This is a genomic window from Ferrovibrio sp., assembly GCF_964218355.1.
Lineage (GTDB): Bacteria > Pseudomonadota > Alphaproteobacteria > Ferrovibrionales > Ferrovibrionaceae > Ferrovibrio.
This window is the reverse complement of record NZ_CAXPMC010000020.1, coordinates 216,557-237,437: the sequence shown is the minus strand read 5'-3', so window position 1 is coordinate 237,437 and position 20,881 is coordinate 216,557. Positions and strand designations below refer to the sequence as shown.

Below are 20,881 nucleotides of genomic sequence, written 5' to 3'. Positions count from 1 at the left end.
CCGACCGCGTGACCGGCAAGATGCTGTACTTCGCGCCGAACGCGATCCCGGGCCACAGCACCACTGTCAACTCCGAATATTCGGCTGCTGCGACCCAGCCGCTGATGTGGTTCGCCAACTCGGGCCATGACAACGACGGCATCAACCTGTACACCGCCTCGAACCGCTATTTCGGCTCGAAGGTCGGCAAGGGTCTGCAGCTCGGCGTGTCGTACGTTCCGAACGGCTGCCAGGACTTCTCGGCTCAGGGCAGCACCGCCGGTTGCGGCGGCGGCTTCTCGTCGACCGCCAATGGCGGCCTGTCGCAGCAGTATGCGATCGCGGCGAACTACGTTGAGTCGTTCGGCTCGGTCGATGCCGCCCTGTACGCTGGTTATAACAGCGTGCATATCGAGAACAGCTCGACTGACCCGCGTCAGGCTGGCTGGCAGCTCGGTGCGCAGTTCGCGTACAACGTCGGTGATGGCTCGGCCATTCAGCTCGGCGGCGGTTACTCGAACGAAGACCGTTCGGCCACCATCGAGCGGACTGCCTGGTCGGCCGGTCTGAAGTACCTGACCAACGGCTCGAAGCCGGGTTCGGTCGGGATCGGCGTCGAGTACCACAACCGCGTCGACGAGACCGTCGGTTCCGCCGACAACGAGCTGGACTACTACACCTTCGGTGTGACCTACCAGCTGGCCACCGCCGTGCAGACCTTTGCCGGCGTCGGCGTGTCGGATAACGACACCGGTACCGCTTCGACCTCGGCGAAGCAGACCTTCGGCGTTGTGGGTCTCGGCCTGCGTTTCTAATTCGATCTTCTGATCGATTGGAGAAGAGAGGAGCAGGGCAACCTGCTCCTCTTTTTTTGGATCTGCATGTACAGGCGTGGTTGATTGAATGCCGGATATTTCGGCTTCAAGTATAGGTGACTGCTGCCAAAAATAGCGATTAAGTAGAGAGCAGGCCTGTCATCGACAGATCATCATCCTCTACTTGACCCCGCAGCGGCAGATTGTCAGTGTGGGTGACAAACTCGTCGCAGACAGGAACACAACCTGTTGCGGTGTTGGGGAACGGATCAGGCGAAAAACAGCAAGCTGTTGTGGACATGCAGCCGAACAGCCAGAGACTGTCGCCATGATGTAAGCTGACGGGGATATTATGAGTGCGAAATTGACGCCGAAAGAGGCGCAGGATGACGACAAGCAGGTCGGAGTGTCGGCGCTTGAGCGTGCAATCTCGGTATTGTCGGCTTTCGAAGCCGATGGCAAAAAGCTGACCCTCGCGGAAATCTCCGCCAAGACCGGCCTGTATAAAAGCACAGCCTTCCGGCTGATCCAGTCGCTTGTCCGCTACAGGCTGCTCCGCCGTTTCGAGGATGGCAGCTACAGCATTGGCTCAGGTGCGCTGCGCCTGGCCTCGGTATACCGGCATGGGGATGACATCGATCCGATCATCCTGCCGGTCATGCGCGAACTGGCGGGGCAATGCGGCGAAAGTGTAGGTTTTTTCACTATCGAGGACGGGCGGCAGGTCTGCCGTAATGTCATTGATCCGGGGCAGATGCTGCATCGCTACCTGCAGGAGGGCGATGCGCTGCCGCTGGAGGCTGGCTCGGCCGGCCAGGTCCTGCTGGCATTTTCCGGCGACCATGATGAGGGGGCGGCATTCGCCGAGATGGTTCGGCGCGACATGTACTGTGCCACGGTGAAGGCTCAGAATCCCGACATTGCCGGGCTGGCTGCGCCGGTCTTCGATGCGGACCAGACGATTGCGGGGACATTGACCATTCTTGGCCTGCGCGCGCGTATGGATGAACGGTTTGTGCTGGCCAACCGCGGCGGGTTGCTGGCGGCTGCGAGCCAGATCACCTGGAAGATGGGCGGAGATCCGACCCAGCTGATGGCTGTGGCACACCAGTATCGAAGCGCCGAGGCCGTCCTGTACCATCTGCGCCGCTAGGAAACTCCTGTATTACAAATACTTACTATTTTCCATAATATACATTATCCGATTATTGGCCGTGCAGGCGGGACCTCCTCTCTGTCCCGCCGGTGTCTCAGTTCCGGGCTTTTACCTTCGCCCGAAACGCATGCAGCAGCGGTTCGGTATAGCCATTCGGCTGGGCCGTACCCTCGAAGACCAGCGCCCGGGCAGCTTGGAACGCCAGGCTGCTGTCGGGATCCGAGGCCATTGGACGGTAGGTCGGATCGCCGGCATTCTGCGCATCCACCTTGGCCGCCATCCGCCTGAGCGCCGCGTCGGCCTGCCCGGCCGTGCAGATGCCGTGCAGCAGCCAGTTGGCCATGTGCTGGGAGGAAATGCGCAGGGTCGCCCGGTCTTCCATCAGGCCGATATCGTGGATGTCCGGCACCTTCGAGCAGCCCACGCCCTGGTCGACCCAGCGGACCACATAGCCGAGGATGCCCTGAGCATTGTTGTCCAGTTCGTCACGGACATCCTGTTCGGAGAAATTCTGTCCGGTCGCCAGTGGAATTGTCAGCAGCGCATCCAGCGGCGGCACCGGCTGCCTGGCCACCTCGGCCTGGCGGGCAAACACATCGATGACATGGTAATGTGTCGCATGGAGCGTGGCCGCCGTCGGGCTCGGCACCCAGGCAGTATTGGCGCCGGTTCTGGGATGGCCGATCTTCTGGTCCAGCATGTCTGCCATACGGTCGGGCGCCGCCCACATGCCCTTGCCGATCTGTGCGCGGCCTGACAGGCCGCAGGCCAGACCGATGGCGACATTGCGTTCCTCATAAGCCTTGATCCAGGCGCTGGCTTTCATGTCGGCCTTGCGCACCATGGGGCCAGCCTGCATCGCGGTGTGCATCTCATCGCCGGTGCGGTCGAGAAAGCCGGTGTTGATGAAAACGATGCGGTCTTTCACGGCTTGGATACAGGCAGCCAGATTGGCCGAGGTGCGCCGCTCCTCGTCCATCACGCCGACCTTGACGGTATGCCGAGCCAAACCGAGCAGATCCTCGATGGCGTCGAACAGGCGGTTGGTAAAGGCGGCCTCTTCCGGCCCATGCATCTTCGGTTTCACAATGTAGACCGAGCCCGCACGGCTGTTGACGAAGCGGCCGCGGCGTTTCAGATCGTGCATCGCGATCAGGCTGGTGACAATGCCGTCCAGAATGCCCTCCGGCGCCTCGCTGCCATCGGGCAGATGGATCGCCGGTGTCGTCATCAGATGACCGACATTGCGCACGAACAGCAGGCTGCGGCCCGGCAGTGAGAGCGTCTTGCCGTCCGGTGCGGTATATTCACGATCACCATCCAGCGCGCGGGTCATGCTTCGGCCGCTCTTCTCGAAGGTGGCTTCAAGGTCGCCCACCATCAGGCCAAGCCAGTTGGCATAGGCCGCAACCTTGTCCTCGGCATCGACGGCCGCCACAGAATCCTCAAGATCGACGATGGTGGTCAGGGCGGCTTCCAGCACCACGTCGGCGATGCCTGCCGGATCGCCCTTGCCTACCGGATGCGCGCGATCGATCACCAGCTCGACATGCAGGCCGTTATGCTTCAGCAGCACCGACGACGGATGGGCTGCTTCGCCACGATAGCCGACCAAGGCCTCTGCATCCTTCAGTGCCGGTATGATCTTGCCGTCCTTCACCGACCATCCGGTCACGTCCGCATGGCTGCCATTGGCAAGCGGCACGGCCTGGTCGAGAAATGCCTTGGCTTTGGCGATGACCTTGGCGCCGCGTGCGGGGTCATACCCCTTCTTTTCGTCGGCCTCGTGCGGAATGGCGTCGGTGCCGTAATAGGCATCGTACAAGCTGCCCCAGCGGGCATTGGCGGCATTCAGCAGGAAGCGGGCATTCAGCACCGGCACCACCAGCTGGGGGCCGGCCATGGTGGCGACTTCCGGATCGACATTGGAGGTGCCGATGGTGAAGGGCGCCGGCTCTGCCACGAGGTAGCCGATCTCGCGCAGGAAAGCCTGGTAGGCGGCGGCGTCATGGGGCTGCCCCTGCCGGGCCTTGTGCCAGGCGTCGATACGGGTCTGCAGGTCGTCGCGTCGGGCCAGCAGGGCGCGGTTGTCCGGCGTGAAGCGCCCGAAGATGTCGGCCACGCCCTTCCAGAAGGCGGCCGCATCGACTCCGGTACCAGGCAGCGCCCGCTTTTCAATGAAATCGGCCAGATTGGCGGCAACGGAGAGGCCCCCACGGTCAACAGCGGCGGCGGTCTGCTTGGTCATGACGTTTCCCGAATGATGGCTTTGCTTCTCGACTGATAAACGGTAGCAGAGGTTCCATTCATTCTGTAGATGAAAAGAATTGAATGCAGTCATTACTTATGAGAATGAATAAACATGGACAGGGAGTATGAGCTGTTCGCCCGGGTGATCGAGACCGGCAGCCTTGCCGCCGCCGGCCGAAGCCTGCGGCTGTCTCCGGCGATGGTCTCCAAGCGGATTGCCCGGCTGGAAGAAAGGCTGGGGGCCCGCCTGCTCCATCGGACGACCCGGCGGCTGGCCACCACCGAGGCCGGACAGCGCTTCTACGAGCGGGTGGTGGACATCCTGGCAGCGTCCCGTGAGGCCGAGAGCATGGTCAGCGGGGCGGTCGCCGCACCGGCCGGCCGGTTGCGCATGTCGGTCCCCACCTCTTTCGGGCGGCTGCATGTGGCCCCCCATCTGAAAACCTTCCTCGACCGCTGGCCGCGGCTGCAGGCCGAACTGGAACTCAGTGACGCCTATACCGATCTCGTGGCCGAGCGCTTCGATCTGGCCATCCGTATCGCCCCGGGTATACCGGCCGGGCTGGCTGGCCAGCGGCTGGCCCCGAACCGGCGCGTTCTCTGCGCCAGTCCGGACTACCTGCAGCGGGAAGGCGTTCCCCGGAGGCTTGACGCCCTGTCGCGCCATCGTCTCCTGGCGGCCGCCGGCCAGTTGCCCTGGCGCCTGCAGAGCGGCAACGACGCCGTGTCTGTGGCTGGCGAAAGTGTCGTCCGCACCAATTCCAGCGAAGTCGTGCGTGAACTGGCAATTGCCGGCATGGGGATCGCTTTGCGCTCGACCTGGGATATCGGGCCCGATCTTGCGGCCGGTCGGCTGCAGGTGGTGCTTCCACAGCATCCCGGCGCAGCAGATGTCGCGATTTTTGCCGTCCACCCGGCTGCGGGTCCCTTCGTGCCGGCAGGCGTGCGGGCCTTTATCGACCACCTGCAGGCGGTCTACGGTCCTGAACCGGAATGGGACCGCCCGCCGGGCGCTTGACGCCCTCCTCGCCGGAGCCGAGGCTTGAGACAGCCCAGCGTCCCCGGTCCGCGGATTCGTTAATGTCCCAGCCCGATCTTTCCAGCCTCGCCCGCCTGCTTGCCATCATGGCAAAGCTGCGCGATCCCGATGGCGGCTGCCCATGGGACCTGGAGCAGACCTTCAGCACCATCGCGCCCTATACCATCGAGGAAGCCTACGAAGTCGATGATGCGATCGCCCGCAACGACATGGCGGCGCTGAAGGACGAACTGGGCGACCTGCTGCTGCAGGTGGTGTTCCATGCCCGGATGGCAGAGGAAGCCGGCCATTTCGGTTTCGGCGACGTCGCCGCAGCGATTTCCGACAAGATGGTCAGGCGCCATCCCCATGTCTTCGGAACCGTGGTCGCCGATCATCCGGAGGCAGTGAGTGGCAACTGGGAGGCCATCAAGGCCGCCGAGCGGGCGGCCCGGCCGGCCGAGGCCGGCGTGTCGGAGGTGCTTGCCGGTGTGACTGCCGGACTGCCAGCCCTGTCCCGGGCCGTGAAGCTGCAGAACCGGGCGGCCCGGGTCGGGTTCGACTGGCCGGACAAGCTGCCGGTGCTGGCCAAGATCCGGGAGGAGCTGCAGGAGCTGGAGGACGAGATCGTCGCCGGTGATGCCGAGGCCGCACGGGAAGAGTTTGGTGATTTTCTCTTTGTTATTGCGAATTTGGCACGACATCTGAAACTGGACCCTGAGGAAGCTCTGCGGGCTGCAAATCGGAAATTCATAAACCGGTTCAATAAAATGGAAGAAATAATTAAATCAGAAGGCAAGGAACTTTCTGAAACTGACTTGAATGCCATGGATAAGGCTTGGGATCAGGCTAAGCGATCCGAACGCCGCCGCCCATAAAGGCCTGTGCCGGCCGGCGCCCCATTCCGGCCATAACATCATCACAACAAGACCACGCCAGCTCCGTTGTATTGCCACGGGCCGGCACTCAAATCCGGATCACCGGCGCAGCACAGCGGCTCTTCGGCCGGGCCGCGCCGCAGGAATGACCAGGTTTCATTCTGAAAACTGCCTTTGGCTGCCCGCCCCCGGGTTGCCGCAAATTCTATTCGGAGGACTTCATAATGCGCAAAGTCGCCATCACCGCCATTTCCGCCATCGCCCTGCTGGCCGCCGCCCCTGTGATCACCGTCCCGGCCCATGCCGCGAGCGCCACCTGGGAGCAGATCGAAGGCAACTGGAACCAGTTCGCCGGCAAGGTGAAGCAGCAGTGGAGCAAGCTCACCGACGACGACATCCTCTACATCAAGGGCAAGCGCCAGGAACTGGTCGGCAAGATCCAGGAGCGCTACGGCATCGCCAAGGCCGAGGCCGAAAAGCAGGTCGAGGCCTGGGAAAAGACCCAGCAGGTCAGGTAATCGCCACCCTTTCCATTCTCTGTCCCCCCAGAAACAACGGAGGCTGAATCATGCCCAGCACCGCCACTCATATCAAAGCCAACGCCAAGGCCGCCCTGCCGTCCTGGGACCGCATTGCCGGCAACTGGAAACAGATGTCGGGCGCGATCACGGAGCGCTGGGGCGAACTGACCGATGATGACCTTTCGGTCATCGATGGCCAGCATGAGCGCCTGATCGGCAAGATCCAGGAACGCTACGGCATCATCAGGGACCAGGCCGAGGTACAGGTCGCGGAATGGCTCAAGGGCATGGAATCCGCATCTGGCCGCTGAGGCTGCCCGCCGCCCCTGTCACCTGAACCGCAGACATCAAGGAGATTGATCATGGCACGTGCCACCACGCGCTCGACCCCCGACGCCGACCTCGCTGCCCTGCAGGCGCAGGTCAGCGAGCTGGGCGACCAGCTCGGCAGCCTGCTCGACCGCGCCAGGCAGGATGGCGGCTCCCTCGCTGAAGCCGAGCTGTCGCAGCTGCAGGCCCGGCTGCAGACCATGATGGCAGATGTCAAAGACAAGGGCCGGGAAGTCCTGGTCCGGGTCGAGGACACCGTCAAGGAACGTCCCGGTACGTCGCTGCTGACCGCCTTTGCGGCCGGCGCCCTGCTCACCGGCCTGCTGATGCGGCGATGAGCCTCAATCTCGCCATGCTGGCCGTTCAGGGCCTGCAGGCCGTCGCATCGGCGCGACAGCGGCGGCATCTTGCCGCCGCTGTCGTCGCCGGCCTGGCGGCCGTGCTGCTGCTGTTCGTGGCTGTGCTGATGGCCGCCGTTGCCGGCTATCTCGGCTTTTCTACAATCCTGCCGCCGCCCTGGGCTGCGGCGGCCACCGCAGCCAGCCTTCTGGCCGCGGCGGGACTGGTCGGGCTTGTGCTTCTGCGGCTGCGCCCACAACCTGCCAGTCCGCTGCAGGAGGCCGTCAGCCAGATCGAGCCACTGATCCGCCAGCACCCAACCACGGCGCTGCTGGCCGCCGCCGTGCTTGGCGGCCTGACCGGAATCGTGGCTCGGCGCTAAGCGCCGGGCGACGGTTCCTCAGAACGGAATTTCGTCGTCGAGATCGTCACGGCGCGGCGGTGCACCGCCGCCCGAACGGCCACCGCCCGACGAGCCGCCCCCGAATCCGCCGCCGCCACTGCCGTAATCGTCCCCGCCGCCGTAGGAGCCGCCACCGCCGCCTTCCCCGCGGCCATCCAGCATGGTCAGCTCGCCGCGGAAACGCTGGAGCACCACTTCGGTGGTGTATTTCTCCTGACCATCCTTGTCGGTCCATTTGCGGGTCTGCAATGAGCCCTCGATATAGATCTTGGAGCCCTTTTTCAGGTACTGCTTGGCGACTTTCACAAGATTTTCGTTGAAAATCACCACCCTGTGCCACTCCGTGCGCTCCTTGCGCTCGCCCGAGGCCTTGTCGCGCCAGGTTTCCGAGGTAGCCAGAGACAGCTGGGCGATCTCTTCACCCGACTGCATCGAGCGGATTTCGGGGTCGCGGCCAAGATTGCCGACGAGAATTACCTTGTTTACGCTGCCAGCCATAGTTTAACCCCTATCCGTTCGCGACCTGATCTTATATCATCTGGTCGGCGTATAATGAAAGTCTCATCCGAAAAGCGCAATAATCGGCCTCCCTCAGATCTGGCGTTAACCATGCAGAAGTTCATCTCGGTCCGCGGCGCCCGCGAGCACAATCTGAAGAATGTCGACGTCGATATCCCCCGCGACAAGCTGGTGGTGCTGACCGGCCTCAGCGGATCGGGCAAATCCTCGCTGGCTTTCGACACCATCTATGCCGAGGGCCAGCGGCGCTACGTCGAGTCCCTGTCGGCCTATGCCCGCCAGTTCCTTGAACTGATGCAGAAGCCTGATGTCGATCATATCGACGGCCTCAGCCCGGCGATTTCGATCGAGCAGAAGACCACCTCGCGCAATCCGCGCTCGACCGTCGGCACCGTCACCGAGATTTACGACTATCTGCGCCTGCTCTTCGCCCGCATCGGCGTGCCCTATTCGCCGGCGACCGGCCTGCCGATTGAAAGCCAGACCGTCAGCCAGATGGTCGACCGCGTGATGGCGATGGATGAAGGTACCCGCCTCTATCTGCTGGCGCCGATCGTGCGCGGCCGCAAGGGCGAATACCGCAAGGAGCTGCAGGACCTGCAGAAGCGCGGCTTCCAGCGCGTCAAGGTCGACGGCAAGCTGCATGAGATCGCCGAGGTGCCGGCGCTGAACAAGAAGCTGAAGCACGATATCGAGGTGGTGGTTGACCGCGTGGTGGTGCGCGACGGCATCCAGACGCGGCTGGCCGATTCCATCGAGACGGCACTCAATCTGGCCGACGGCATCGCTTTTGCTGAGAACGCCGACAAGGATGAGCGGACGATCTTTTCGGCCAAGTTCGCCTGCCCGGTCTCCGGCTTCACCATCGAGGAAATCGAACCAAGGCTGTTCTCGTTCAACAGCCCGCACGGCGCCTGCCCGACCTGCGACGGCCTCGGTTCGAAGATGTATTTCGATGCCGCCCTGGTGGTGCCGGACAGCGGCCTGTCGCTCCGCGACGGCGCCATCGTGCCCTGGTCGCGGGCGGCGACGCCCTCGCCCTACTACCTGCAGACCCTCGAAGGCCTGGCCAAGTTCTACAAATTCTCGCTGGCCACCAGGTGGAAGGAGCTGCCGGCCAAGACCCGCAATGCCATTCTCAGCGGCTCCGGCGACGACGTGGTTCCGATCACCTATGACGACGGGATGCGGACCTACACGGTGAAACGGCCTTTCGAAGGTGTGCTGCCCAATCTGGAGCGGCGCTGGCGTGAGACCGAATCCGACATGATCCGCGAGGAGCTGTCGCGGTATCAGTCTCAAACCGATTGCGAGACGTGTGGCGGCCACCGCCTCAAACAGGAAGCGCTTGCCGTAAAAATCAATGGCTGCCATATCGGCGAGATCAGCGCCCTGTCCATCGTCGAGGCCAGAGACTGGTTTCTGGGGCTGAACAAGAAGCTGTCGGCTAAGGAAAAGAACATTGCCGCCCGCATCCTCAAGGAAATCAACGAGCGGCTCGGCTTCCTGGTCAATGTCGGCCTCGACTACCTGAGCATGTCCCGTTCGTCCGGCACTTTGTCCGGCGGCGAAAGTCAGCGCATCCGACTGGCTTCGCAGATCGGCTCGGGCCTCACTGGCGTGCTCTACGTGCTGGACGAGCCATCCATCGGGCTGCATCAGCGTGACAATGCCAAGTTGCTCGAGACCCTGGTACACCTGCGCGATATCGGCAATACCGTGCTGGTGGTCGAACATGATGAGGAAGCGATCCGCACTGCGGATTACGTGATCGACATGGGGCCGGCAGCCGGCGTGCATGGCGGCGAGATCATCGCCGAAGGTAAACCTGCCGACATCATGGCCAGCAAAAAGTCGCTGACCGGTCAGTATCTGACCGGTGCCAAAGCCGTGCCGGTGCCGGCGAAGCGCCGCAAGCGCCAGCCCAACAAGACGATCAGGGTGATCGGCGCCAAGGCGAATAACCTGCGCGACATTACCGTCGAATTCCCGTTGGGCATCTTCACCTGCGTCACCGGCGTTTCGGGTGGCGGCAAATCGACCCTCACCATCGAGACCCTCTACAAGGCGATCTCGCGCAAGCTGAACGGCAGCCGCGACATACCCGGCGCCCATGACCGCATCGAGGGACTGGAATGGCTCGACAAGATCGTCGACATCGACCAGTCGCCGATCGGTCGCACACCACGCTCTAACCCAGCCACCTATACCGGTGCTTTCGGTCCGATCCGCGACTGGTTCGCCGGGCTGCCCGAGGCCAAGGCGCGCGGCTATGCACCGGGACGCTTCTCGTTCAACGTCAAGGGCGGCCGCTGCGAAGCCTGCCAAGGCGACGGCCTGATCAAGATCGAGATGCATTTCCTGCCCGACGTCTATGTGCAGTGCGATGTCTGCAAGGGCAAGCGCTACAATCGCGAGACACTGGAAATCCATTACCGCGACAAGTCGATCGCCGACGTTCTCGACATGACCGTCGAGGATGGTGCGGCCTTCTTCAAGGCGGTGCCCACCATCCGCGAGAAACTGGAAACGCTGGAAAAGGTCGGGCTGGGCTATATCAAGATCGGCCAATCGGCCACGACGCTCTCGGGTGGTGAGGCGCAGCGCGTGAAGCTGGCCAAGGAACTGTCCAAGCGCGCCACCGGCCGTACGCTGTACATCCTCGACGAGCCGACCACCGGCCTGCATTTCGAAGATGTCCGCAAGCTGCTCGAGGTGCTGCACACCCTGGTCGAATCCGGCAACACCATGATCGTGATCGAGCATAACCTCGAAGTGATCAAGACCGCGGACTGGATCATCGACATGGGGCCAGAGGGCGGCAATGGCGGTGGCCAGGTGGTTGCCCAGGGCACGCCGGAAGACGTGGCAAAGGTTGCCGGCAGCTATACCGGACGGTATCTGAAAGAATATCTCAAGCCGCCGGCGCAGCGCGGCAGCCCGGCTCCGGCCGGAAAAACCGGCAGCGGCAGGCGCCGCGATGCCGCCGAGTAGACAGAACAACAAAGCAAGCAGGAGCTGACCATGATTACCCGCAAGGCGCTGACCCTCGCCGATGTTCAGAAGATCGCCGCTGCTGCCGAGGCCGAGGCCGTGAAGAACGACTGGAAGGTCAGCATCGCGATCACCGACGATGGCGGCCATCTGCTGCATTTCCAGCGGCTGGACGGCGCCCCGCTGCAGTCGGTTCTGATCAGCCAGGGCAAGGCACGGACCTCGGCCTGGGCCCGCAAGCCGAGCAAGGCCTTTGAAGAGGTGGTTGCCAATGGCCGGAATGCTTTCCTGTCGGTGCCCGACATGGTGATGCTGGAAGGCGGCGAACCGATCATCGTTGACGGCATCTGTATCGGAGCGGTCGGTGTGTCTGGTGTCACCTCGGCACAGGATGCGCAGGTTGCCCGTGCCGGTATAGCCGTGCTGGCCTGATCGCTCTCTGGCTATGCCGCCGGCAGGCCGGAAAAAGCCGAAGAAAGTATCGCCTGGCTATCTCGAGCGGGCGGCCCTGTTCTATCTGGAACGCTACAGCAGCTCGGCCGAAAATCTGCGCCGGGTGCTGGATCGCAAGGTGCGGCGTTCGATCCAGCAGCATGGTGAACCCGCCACAGAAATTGCGGCCGGCTGGATCGCCGAACTGATTGCCAGGCTCCAGCGCAACGGCCTGCTGAACGACCGGACCTATGCGGAGGGCCGGGTCCGGCGTCTTTATGCCGATGGCAAGTCACTGGGACGCATCCGGCAAACCCTTGCCGCCAAAGGCGTTCTGAAACCCGACATCGAAGCGGCGCTGGAACGCTTGCAGGTCGAGGCCGATGGGCCTATTTCCGACCTGCCGGCAGCGGCAGCCTATGCCCGCAAGCGCGGCCTGGGGCCGTACCGAACCGATCCCGAGCAGCGCCGGACGATGCGGCAAAAGGATATGGGAGCGCTGGCGCGACGGGGATTCAGCCAGAATGTGGCAGCGAAAATACTGAATGCCGAGAGCGCATCGGCGCTCGAGGAGATCCTGAATGAGCAAGATTGATCCTATCCATATCGTTGGCGGCGGCCTTGCCGGCTCGGAAGCGGCCTGGCAGGTGGCGCGTCTCGGCCTGCCCGTGGTGCTGCATGAGATGCGACCGGTGCGCAAGACCGACGCCCATCAGGGTGATGGGCTGGCCGAGCTGGTCTGTTCGAATTCCTTCCGCTCCGACGATGCGGATACCAATGCCGTTGGCCTGCTGCACGAGGAACTGCGCCGCTGTGACAGCCTGATCATGCGCGCGGCCGATATTGCCAAAGTGCCGGCCGGCGGCGCACTGGCCGTCGACCGCGATGTCTTTTCGGCAGAAGTTCAGAAGGCTATCGAGGTCCATCCCCTGATCGACCTTCACCGCACAGAGGTCGCCGGCCTGCCACCGGCCGAATGGGATAACGTGATCGTGGCCACCGGCCCCCTCACTTCCCCGTCCCTTGCGGAGGCCATCCGCGACCTGACCGGCGAGCAGAGTCTGGCCTTTTTCGATGCCATTGCCCCGATCGTGCACCGCGACAGCATCGATATGTCGAAGGCATGGTTCCAGTCGCGCTATGACAAGGTCGGTCCCGGCGGCTCCGGCGAACAGGGCGAAGGTGCCGATTATATCAACTGCCCTTTCGAGAAACCGAACTACCTTGAATTCCATGCCGCCCTGCTGGCGGCAGAGAAGACCGAATTCAGGGACTGGGAAAAGAACACGCCTTATTTCGAGGGCTGCCTGCCCATCGAAGTGATGGCCGAGCGCGGGCCACGCACACTGACTTTCGGACCTATGAAGCCGGTTGGCCTGACCGATCCGCGGACCGGCCGCAAACCTTATGCCGTCGTGCAGCTGCGCCAGGACAACAAGCTCGGCAGCCTGTTCAACATGGTCGGCTTCCAGACCAAGATGAAACATGCCGAACAGGTTCGGATCTTCCGAATGATTCCCGGCCTCGAAAATGCCCAGTTCGCCCGGCTTGGTGGTATCCACCGCAACACATTCCTCAACAGCCCGAAACTGCTGGACAGCCAATTGCGCCTGAAGGTGATGCCGCGGCTGCGTTTCGCCGGACAGGTCACCGGCGTGGAAGGCTATGTCGAAAGCACGGCTATCGGCTTGCTGGCCGGCCGTATGGCAGCGGCCGGCCGGCTGGGACGCAATCAGTCCCCGCCGCCGGCGACAACGGCGCTCGGTGCCCTGCACAGCCATATCACCGGCGGTGCCGATGCAAAGCACTTTCAGCCGATGAACGTGAATTTCGGTTTGTTCCCGCCCCCGCCCGGCGATGTGCGCAAGGACGACCGCAAACGGGCCTTGACTGCCCGTGCCCGCGCCGATCTGGGCGGCTGGCTGGCGGAAGCGTCGTCCGCCGCGGCCTGAGCAATCAGAGGCGCCGGGTTACCATCGCAGACAATAGCGCAACATGCTTGCGGGTTGCGGAAACGCCGGCCTGCGGCGATTGCGGGTCCCAACCGGCGCGTAGCAGTCGCTCCAGATAGAGGCGGCCGAGAACTGCAGGCAGTATGGCCGGCAGCAAGGAACGTGGATACCGGGGCCCGTGCAGTCGGTTCAGCAGACTGAGCGCCTGTTCCCCCACGGCGCCGATTACGCCATGCAAAGCGCCTCCGGCTGGCTGTTGATACACGGCGGCAGGTGTCAGCCCGGCGGCACCTAGGCGGTCGGCCGGGAGGCAGACCCGCTGCTGAGCTGCCAGGTAGGGCGTCGCACGCAACAATCCGACCAAAGCATAGGCGGTCCCCGCACCTGCCAGGACGTGGTCCATCTCAGTAACCTGCAATGCCCCGAGATGCTGTGCGGCCAGGCGCATCAGCGGCACCGAGGTATCGCGGGCATAGGACAGCAACTCGGTCATGTTTGCGATCGGTGACGGATCCATATCGCGTTCACGACCGTCGATCAGTGCCATGACATCCCCCGCATCGGCCGTGCGGCAATGGTGATGCAGGGCAAGGATTACCGGATGCTGCCGCGGCTTATCCGTGAAAATGCCCTCCCAGGATTCCCGCCACCATTGCAGGCGGATCTGCCCGATCATCGGTTCGGAAACGGCTTCGCGGGCCCGGGCTATTTCGCTGTTGAAGGCATACAGGGCCAGCAGTCCGGGACGGCCCGAATCCGGCGCAAACAGCGCGGTGAGCCAGCGGTCTGGATCGTGCTGCCGGACTTCGCGGGCGCAATATTCCTCGGGCGACTCGGGCATGGGTGGCAGGCTGCCGTTATGAAGGTTGCTTGTCGCTATCATGAATTATGATAGCCTGACAGTCGCGAATCGCGCAGTGATCCGCACTGGCCTTTCTGTCTGGCCGGTCGCCCCTCCTTCCTGTTTGCACCAATCCGATCGCATTGACTGTTTTCATTCTGGCGACCATACCGCGGCAGACACTGCCGGCCTGACCCGAACGGCCCGTATAACAAACACCGACAAGGATACGGCTCTCATGGCAAAAATCCTGGAAAATATGTACAAGGCGCTTGGCGCGGGCGTGGTTCTCGCCCTGCTCGTCTTCCTGCTGGTGCACAGCAGCTTTGACCCCGCCTTCTGGAGCTTCTTTGTCCGCTGGCTGCATGTGCTGTCCGGCATTCTCTGGATCGGCCTGCTCTGGTATTTCAACATGGTGCAGATTCCGACCATGCCGAAGATTCCGGCCGAGCTGAAGCCGGCGGTCGGCAAGTTCATCGCACCCGAGGCGCTGTTCTGGTTCCGCTGGGCCGCGCTGGCCACGGTGGTGACCGGACTGGTGCTTTCTGGTCTGAACGGCTATGGCCATCAGGCGTTGATGCTGCAGGAAGGCAGCCGCACGATCGGTATCGGCATGTGGCTGGGGCTGTTCATGGCCGCCAATGTCTGGTTCCTGATCTGGCCGAACCAGAAGCGGGCGCTCGGCATTGTTCCAGCTGACGATGCGGCCAAGGCAAAATCGGCGCGAGTTGCCATGCTTGGCTCGCGGACCAACTTCGTGCTGTCGTTGCCCATGCTGTACTGCATGGTGGCACAGCAGAATGGCGGTGCCTGGTAAGCCGGACTAAACGGGGATAAGGGCGGCGGCCACCCGCCGCCCTTCCCCCATCAGCAGATTATAGGTCCGGCAGGCTGCGCCGGTATCCAGCGGTTCCATCACCACGCCGCGCTCCCGTATTGCGCCACGCAGGTCTTTTGGCAAATACGCAATAGAGGTTCCGCAGCCAACCAGCAGCAATTCGACGGCAGGCTCTGCGTCAAAAACCGGCAGCAGCGATTCCAGACTCATGTCGGAGAAACCGCGGACCTCCCACGCAAGGGTGCAGGCCGGAAAAACCAGAACCGGCTGCATCCAGTGCCGCCCGGAAATCCGGAATCCCCCATCACCATATGCATTCACAAACTGCCGGTCCGACGGGATACGGGGCAGCAGGTCCATAACGTCACCCCGGGTTTATGCCGGTGCAGATGTCGCCGTTGTCTCTGCCGTTTTGGTCCGACGCAGCCATTTCTCGCCGGTGAGAAGAACCAGCGGTGCTGCAATGAAGACCGACGACGAAGTGCCGACGAATATGCCGAACAGCATGCCAAGGGCAAAAACCTCGACGGCTTCGCCACCCATAAAGGCAAGAGGAATCATCGCCAGGAAGGTCGTCATTGAGGTGAAGATGGTGCGGGAAAGGGTATCGTTGATACTCAGGTCGATCAGTTCCCGAAGCGGCATCTGTTTGTACTTGCGCAGATTCTCGCGCATGCGGTCATAAACGACCACCTTGTCGTTGATCGAATAGCCGATGATGGTCAGGATGGCGGCCACAGCGGTCAGTCCAAAGGGCAGCTGGGTTACGGCAAAGAAGCCGATCATCTTGGTGATATCCAGCAGCAGTGTGACCAATGCAGCCAGCGCGAACATCCATTCGAAGCGGAACCAGATGTAAATCGCAATCCCCAGCAGCGCGAGGCCAACCGCGATCAGACCGCTCTCGAACAGCTCGGCGCTGATCTTGCCGCCAACCACTTCGACCCGCCGAATCTCAACGCCGGAATAGGTCTTCGACAGCTCGGAGCGCACCAGATTGGCGGCACTGTTCTCCGCTTCGTCGGCACGGTTCGAACCTTCAAGGCGGATCAGGACGTCCCTGGGCGAGCCGAATTCCTGCAATGCCACCTCGCCGAGATCAAGACCGCCCAGCATGCCGCGCAGAGCTGGGAAATCGGCAGGTCTCTCGAAGCGGACCTCCATCAGGATACCGCCCTTGAAGTCGATGCCGTAATTGAGGCCCGGGTAAAAGAACAGGATTATGGAAGCAATCGACAGGAAAGCGGAAGTTGCCAGGCCGGCAAAGCGGCCTTTCATGAATTTGATGTTGGTCTTTTCGGGGACCAGGCGCAAACGCATCATGACCAGTCTTCCCTTATACCGCGATCGCTTTCGGGCGGGCCCGTTTCAGCCAGACGATCATCATCAGGCGAACAACGGTGATAGCCGTGAACATCGATGTGGCGATGCCGATGGAAATCGTGACGGCAAACCCACGAACCGGACCGGATCCCATGGCAAACAGAACGGCCATGGCGATCAGTGTCGTCAGGTTTGAATCGAGAATGGTTGAAAACGCCCGGGCAAAGCCGGCATCAAGCGATGCTACCGGTGACTTGCCGAGCCGTGCCTCCTCGCGGATGCGTTCATTGATCAGCACGTTGGCGTCAACGGCCATGCCGATGGTCAACAGAATGCCGGCGATGCCAGGCAGAGACAGGGTTGCCTGCATCAGCGACAGCGCGCCCAATATCAGGACCAGGTTCAGTGATACCGCAGCAACGGCAAACAAACCGAACAGGCCGTAAGCGGAAATCATGAAAATATTGACCAGGATGAACCCGATGGTGATGGCGATCGTGCCTGCGCGAATGGCATCTGCCCCCAGATCGGGGCCGACCACACGCTTTTCGATAACCTTGAGCGGAGCTGGCAAAGCACCGGCCCGCAGCAGAACCGACAAGTCATTCGCTTCGGCCACCGTGAAGTTGCCGGTGATCTGGCCGGAGCCGCCGAGGATCGGCTCCCGGATCACCGGAGCGCTCAGCACCTTGTTGTCGAGTACGATGGCAAAGGGGAGGCCTACATTATGCTGGGTGACTTCCGCAAACCGCTTGGCGCCGGCCGCGTTGAACCGGAAGGAAACCATCGGTGTGCCGCTACGCTGATCATAGCCCGGCTGGGCATCAACGAGATCGTCGCCGGAGACTTCCACCTTGCGCTTGACGACATACTTCTGAACCGGCGCGTTGCCGGTGCGCGCCTTGTCACCTTCAAGTATCTCGGTCCCCGCCGGCGGTACCGGAGCATTCGGATCGGCTGTGGTATCGAGCATACGGAATGCCAGCTTGGCCGTGGTGCCTAGCAGGCGTTCGATGCGTTCCGGGTCGTCGACACCAGGTAATTGCACGAGAATCCTGTCGCTGCCCTGCACCTGGATAGTCGGCTCGTTCACACCAGTCTGGTCAATTCGGCGACGCACAATCTCGATAGATTGCGTGACGGCAGAGCGGGCCCGCTCGCGCACGGCGACATCGGACAGGACCATGCGGACCTGTCCGTCATCTGCGATCGTTACGGCCATATCCGTCGGGGCGGCCCCAAGGCTGAAGGCGCCGCCCTGTATGGGCTGGCCAAGCTTGCCGAGCAGTTCACGAGCCTTTGCCGCCTGGGACGGGTCACGCAGGCGCAGGCCCACCGTGCTGCCGCCGGCAATGCCCAGGTTGGTATAGCCGATGCGTTCGCGGCGCAGCTCCTCACGGGCACCTTCCACCAGCGCCTCAAGCCGCTCGCGCAAAACCGCGTTGGTATCAACCTCGAGCAGCAGGTGAGATCCACCGCGCAGGTCCAGTCCGAGGTTGACCTGCGAAAGCTGCATCCAATGCGGCAGCGCATCCAGCTGTTGCCGGGACAGAAGGTTCGGAGCGGCCGTAATCAATCCAGCCAGGGTGACCAGAACGACCAGCGCTATTTTCCAGGGCGCAAAATACAGCATCGGAATTCCTCAGGCAGCCCGGCCAACGTTCTCGGGCTACGGCAATGTCCGGCGCGGCGGGCGCGCCGGACCCCAACCAGACGTCAGGACGCCTTGGTCTCGGCCTTCTCGCCGTCGTCGATTTCGGCACCCTTGGAGCGCACTTCCGAGATCGTGCCCTTGACCACCTTTACCTTTACGCCGTCGGCAATTTCGATCTGGACGATGCCATCTTCCTGGACCTTGGCGACCTTGCCGATGATGCCGCCGGATGTGGTGACCACATCTCCGCGGCGAACGGCTTCGATCATCGCCTTATGTTCCTTCATCTTTTTCTGCTGCGGCCGGATCAGCAGGAAGTAGAAGACGACAAAGATCAGGACCAGCGGCAGCAGCGAGGTCAGCATGTCGGTCGTACCGCCCGCCGCCTGGGCATAGGCCTCGGAAATCAGCATGTATTTGGGCTCCCTGAGCGTGATTTTACCGGTTGTCCGGCGCGAGGGGGACTATAGCGAGGGCCACCGGGATTGCAAGCGCCGCCCCTGCAGCAAGGGCGACTGTGACGGCCAAATAAGACTTATACTTCAACAGCCTGCGACATCAGGGCGCAACCGCGGACTGGCCTGTCAGAGGGCGTCAGGCTAAGCTGTTGGCTCCCGGTTCACAACATGGCTGCCTATGAACATCCTGGATATTGAAGGCATGACCTGCGAGGGCTGCAAACGGGCCATCAGCAATGCAATCAGCAATGCTGCCCCGGGGACCGCCTTCGAAGTCGACCTGCGACGGCATCAGGTCCGGATCGGCAATCTGCCGCCGGAGCGGTTGGCACTGATCCGCAATGCCATCCGCGATGCCGGTTATGGCGTTGCGGATGCCCCCGGCCGCTGAAGTCCCCCGGATTCCCGCTTCCTTGCTGCAGATCAAGGCCGCAGAACTGACGCGGCGCAGACTCCCTCCGCATCGTGATGTCCGGAAGGGGAAATGCCATGCAGGAAGCGATCTCTCTCATCAAGGCAGAACACCGGTCCCTGGCTGCCGTCCTGCACGGGCTGGTGACAATCATGGGGGATTTGCAGCAATCCGGCGGCCGGACCGATTTCAGCCTCCTTGGCACCATGCTGAATTATGTCGACCAGTATCCAGACCGGTTCCACCACCCGAAGGAAGATCAATTCCTGTTCCGGCTGCTGCGGGCGCGGGCGCCGGATGCTGCCGGGCTGCTGGACACCCTGGAGACCGAGCACATGAAAAACCGCCAGCTAATGGGGGAGTTGCGCCAGGCACTGCGACGCTACCAGGAGCAGCCGTCCGACCGTGGTCGTCGCGATGCATGGGCTGAACTGGTTCGCCAGTATGCGGAATTCCACTGGAACCATATGCGGCTTGAGGAAGAGCAGGTTTTCCCGCTTGCCGAAAGCCGGCTGCGGCCGGAGGACTGGGCACAGATTGCCGCCGCATTCCGCCAGAATGAAGATCCGCTGACGGGCCTGTCAGCCAAGTTGCATTATGAGGAACTGCTGCGGCGAATCGTGACTGCCGCCCCGGCCCCGGTTGGTGTGGGTGCGCCGTGGCGCTGAGTTTCCAGAACCCGAGGGGAGAAATGGTCGGAGCGGCGGGATTTGAACCCACGACCCCCAGTCCCCCAGACTGATGCGCTACCAGACTGCGCTACGCTCCGACCGATCCGAAGGCCGCGGCCGGTTACGCTGGCGACCGCCTTCGGGCGGCGCGCACTATACCCATGGCCCGCCGCGTTAGCAACCGCGCGCCGGCACCGGAAACTGCAGGAAGTCCAATAAATTAGCGCGTCTGCCGAGCTACAATATCGGCATGGATCGCTTCGAGTTCGCGCAGGCAGCCCCTCAAAGCCTGCCGCAAATGCCCCATGTCACTGAGCAAATCGAAGGGCATGCCGATCTGGCGCGCATCCGCTTTCATGGCCGGCTTCTCGCTGCCACCGGCAATGATGCCGGCATTGCCGGCCTTGCCCCGGGCCCGGACGGCTTTGGCCATCCCGCCTTCCCGCAGCAGTTTCTGAACCCCGCGGATGGTGTAGCCCTGCTCATGCAGCAGGGCGCGAATCTCGACCAGCAGGGCCACATCCTCGGTGCGGTAATAGCGTCGCCCGCCATTGCGCTTGACCGGGCGTATCTGGTGGAATTTCTTTTCCCAGAAGCGCAGCACGTGCTGCGGGAGATCAAGTTGAGCGGCGACTTCGCCGATTGTCCGGAAGGCGGCTTCCGCTTTGTTTTTTGCGGAAGATTTGCGCGCCGGCTGCCCGGTGGGCAGTCTTTCGCTATCCGCCATCCTGTCCTGCCGTCGATTTACTGGGCCACCTTGTTCTGCTGCGCATGCATCCCGGCATTGATCTTTTCCTTCAGCACATGGCTGGCGCGGAACACCAGTACCTTGCGCGGCTCGATGGGCACTTCCTGGCCGGTTTTGGGGTTACGCCCCATGCGCCCCCCCTTCGAGCGGACCTGAAAGGTGCCAAAGGAGGAAATCTTGACCATATGGTCAGCAATCAGACTTTCAATAATCTCGTTCAGGACGGTTTCGACCAGTTGGGCCGATTCGCTCCGCGAGAGGCCCACTTCCTGGTAGATCGCCTCGCTGAGCTGCGCCCGCGTCAAGGTATTACCGCTCATCGCCACCGCCCCCTATTCGTCAAATTATAT

The 20,881-nt window shown here is 62.4% G+C and carries 24 protein-coding genes and 1 tRNA gene; 15 read left to right on the top strand and 10 right to left on the bottom strand.

Annotation, left to right across the window (positions count from 1 at the left end; genetic code table 11):
• Together ACEQZY_RS15325 and ACEQZY_RS15320 are read left to right on the top strand one after the other, a co-directional pair.
• A partial coding sequence (locus tag ACEQZY_RS15325; protein WP_370155612.1) for a hypothetical protein occupies positions 1–794 on the top strand: 794 nt, incomplete at its 5' end.
• Positions 795–1,146: 352 nt separating this feature from the next.
• The gene (locus ACEQZY_RS15320; RefSeq protein ID WP_341701930.1) at positions 1,147–1,947 is read left to right on the top strand and encodes an IclR family transcriptional regulator; all 801 of its coding nucleotides are present in this window, start codon (positions 1,147–1,149) and stop codon (positions 1,945–1,947) included.
• A 97-nt stretch (positions 1,948–2,044) separates the two neighbouring features.
• Here the strand turns inward: ACEQZY_RS15320 and ACEQZY_RS15315 are convergent, their stop codons facing one another.
• Positions 2,045–4,198, bottom strand: coding sequence for a malate synthase G (locus ACEQZY_RS15315; RefSeq protein WP_370155610.1), 2,154 nt, complete (start codon positions 4,196–4,198; stop codon positions 2,045–2,047).
• Between the two features lie 114 nt (positions 4,199–4,312).
• On the opposite strand from ACEQZY_RS15315, the gene ACEQZY_RS15310 reads away from it, so the two are divergent.
• The 6 genes from ACEQZY_RS15310 (at position 4,313) to ACEQZY_RS15285 (ending at position 7,668) form a co-directional block, all read left to right on the top strand.
• A complete protein-coding gene (locus tag ACEQZY_RS15310) occupies positions 4,313–5,218 on the top strand; it encodes a LysR family transcriptional regulator (protein WP_370155608.1) in 906 nt (301 codons plus the stop codon).
• A 62-nt stretch (positions 5,219–5,280) separates the two neighbouring features.
• Positions 5,281–6,096, top strand: coding sequence for a nucleoside triphosphate pyrophosphohydrolase (gene mazG, locus ACEQZY_RS15305; protein WP_370155606.1), 816 nt, complete (start codon positions 5,281–5,283; stop codon positions 6,094–6,096).
• A gap of 284 nt (positions 6,097–6,380) precedes the next feature.
• Positions 6,381–6,614, top strand: coding sequence for a CsbD family protein (locus ACEQZY_RS15300; protein ID WP_341702023.1), 234 nt, complete (start codon positions 6,381–6,383; stop codon positions 6,612–6,614).
• A gap of 50 nt (positions 6,615–6,664) precedes the next feature.
• Entirely contained in the window at positions 6,665–6,928 is a 264-nt protein-coding gene (locus ACEQZY_RS15295) for a CsbD family protein (RefSeq protein ID WP_341701934.1), read from the top strand.
• Between the two features lie 51 nt (positions 6,929–6,979).
• Positions 6,980–7,285: a YqjD family protein gene (locus tag ACEQZY_RS15290; RefSeq protein ID WP_370155603.1), complete on the top strand. Its 306-nt coding sequence runs from the start codon at positions 6,980–6,982 to the stop codon at positions 7,283–7,285.
• Entirely contained in the window at positions 7,282–7,668 is a 387-nt protein-coding gene (locus tag ACEQZY_RS15285; RefSeq protein ID WP_370155600.1) for a hypothetical protein, read from the top strand. The genes ACEQZY_RS15290 and ACEQZY_RS15285 overlap by 4 nt, the downstream gene beginning before the upstream one ends.
• An 18-nt stretch (positions 7,669–7,686) precedes the next feature.
• On the opposite strand, the gene ssb is transcribed toward ACEQZY_RS15285, so the two are convergent.
• Positions 7,687–8,187: a single-stranded DNA-binding protein gene (gene ssb, locus ACEQZY_RS15280; protein ID WP_341701937.1), complete on the bottom strand. Its 501-nt coding sequence runs from the start codon at positions 8,185–8,187 to the stop codon at positions 7,687–7,689.
• Positions 8,188–8,298: 111 nt separating this feature from the next.
• On the opposite strand from ssb, the gene uvrA reads away from it, so the two are divergent.
• From uvrA to trmFO, 4 genes are read left to right on the top strand one after another with little or no spacing between them, the layout of a single operon-like run.
• A complete protein-coding gene (uvrA, locus tag ACEQZY_RS15275; protein WP_370155598.1) occupies positions 8,299–11,202 on the top strand; it encodes an excinuclease ABC subunit UvrA in 2,904 nt (967 codons plus the stop codon).
• Positions 11,203–11,232: 30 nt separating this feature from the next.
• Entirely contained in the window at positions 11,233–11,634 is a 402-nt protein-coding gene (locus ACEQZY_RS15270) for a heme-binding protein (protein WP_341701939.1), read from the top strand.
• Positions 11,635–11,647: 13 nt separating this feature from the next.
• Entirely contained in the window at positions 11,648–12,229 is a 582-nt protein-coding gene (locus tag ACEQZY_RS15265) for a regulatory protein RecX (protein WP_370155596.1), read from the top strand.
• Entirely contained in the window at positions 12,216–13,586 is a 1,371-nt protein-coding gene (gene trmFO, locus ACEQZY_RS15260; RefSeq protein ID WP_370155593.1) for a methylenetetrahydrofolate--tRNA-(uracil(54)-C(5))-methyltransferase (FADH(2)-oxidizing) TrmFO, read from the top strand. Before ACEQZY_RS15265 ends, trmFO begins: the two co-directional genes overlap by 14 nt.
• A 4-nt stretch (positions 13,587–13,590) precedes the next feature.
• Here trmFO and ACEQZY_RS15255 read toward each other — a convergent pair whose 3' ends face one another.
• Positions 13,591–14,427, bottom strand: a complete 837-nt coding sequence (locus ACEQZY_RS15255) for a phytoene/squalene synthase family protein (protein WP_370155591.1) — start codon at positions 14,425–14,427, stop codon at positions 13,591–13,593.
• Between the two features lie 238 nt (positions 14,428–14,665).
• On the opposite strand from ACEQZY_RS15255, the gene ACEQZY_RS15250 reads away from it, so the two are divergent.
• On the top strand, positions 14,666–15,244 hold the full coding sequence (locus ACEQZY_RS15250) for a urate hydroxylase PuuD (RefSeq protein ID WP_341701943.1): 579 nt from the start codon (positions 14,666–14,668) through the stop codon (positions 15,242–15,244).
• A 6-nt stretch (positions 15,245–15,250) separates the two neighbouring features.
• Here ACEQZY_RS15250 and ACEQZY_RS15245 read toward each other — a convergent pair whose 3' ends face one another.
• The 4 genes from ACEQZY_RS15245 to yajC form a co-directional block, all read right to left on the bottom strand.
• On the bottom strand, positions 15,251–15,625 hold the full coding sequence (locus ACEQZY_RS15245; protein WP_341701944.1) for an Mth938-like domain-containing protein: 375 nt from the start codon (positions 15,623–15,625) through the stop codon (positions 15,251–15,253).
• A 15-nt stretch (positions 15,626–15,640) separates the two neighbouring features.
• Positions 15,641–16,588 (bottom strand): protein translocase subunit SecF, encoded by a 948-nt coding sequence (secF, locus tag ACEQZY_RS15240; RefSeq protein WP_370155589.1) that lies wholly within the window; start codon positions 16,586–16,588, stop codon positions 15,641–15,643.
• 13 nt (positions 16,589–16,601) lie between these two features.
• On the bottom strand, positions 16,602–18,221 hold the full coding sequence (gene secD / locus ACEQZY_RS15235) for a protein translocase subunit SecD (RefSeq protein ID WP_341701946.1): 1,620 nt from the start codon (positions 18,219–18,221) through the stop codon (positions 16,602–16,604).
• 83 nt (positions 18,222–18,304) lie between these two features.
• Entirely contained in the window at positions 18,305–18,655 is a 351-nt protein-coding gene (yajC, locus tag ACEQZY_RS15230; protein ID WP_341701947.1) for a preprotein translocase subunit YajC, read from the bottom strand.
• 223 nt (positions 18,656–18,878) lie between these two features.
• Between yajC and ACEQZY_RS15225 the strand changes: the two genes are divergently transcribed.
• Positions 18,879–19,091, top strand: coding sequence for a heavy metal-associated domain-containing protein (locus tag ACEQZY_RS15225; RefSeq protein ID WP_341701948.1), 213 nt, complete (start codon positions 18,879–18,881; stop codon positions 19,089–19,091).
• 98 nt (positions 19,092–19,189) lie between these two features.
• A complete protein-coding gene (locus ACEQZY_RS15220) occupies positions 19,190–19,780 on the top strand; it encodes a hemerythrin domain-containing protein (protein ID WP_370155584.1) in 591 nt (196 codons plus the stop codon).
• A gap of 24 nt (positions 19,781–19,804) precedes the next feature.
• Here ACEQZY_RS15220 and ACEQZY_RS15215 read toward each other — a convergent pair.
• From ACEQZY_RS15215 to ACEQZY_RS15205, 3 genes are all read right to left on the bottom strand, one after another.
• Positions 19,805–19,881, bottom strand: a tRNA-Pro gene (locus ACEQZY_RS15215).
• 122 nt (positions 19,882–20,003) lie between these two features.
• A complete protein-coding gene (locus ACEQZY_RS15210) occupies positions 20,004–20,510 on the bottom strand; it encodes a MerR family transcriptional regulator (protein WP_341701950.1) in 507 nt (168 codons plus the stop codon).
• Between the two features lie 17 nt (positions 20,511–20,527).
• Entirely contained in the window at positions 20,528–20,851 is a 324-nt protein-coding gene (locus tag ACEQZY_RS15205) for an integration host factor subunit alpha (protein WP_341701951.1), read from the bottom strand.
• Positions 20,852–20,881 lie beyond the last annotated feature (30 nt).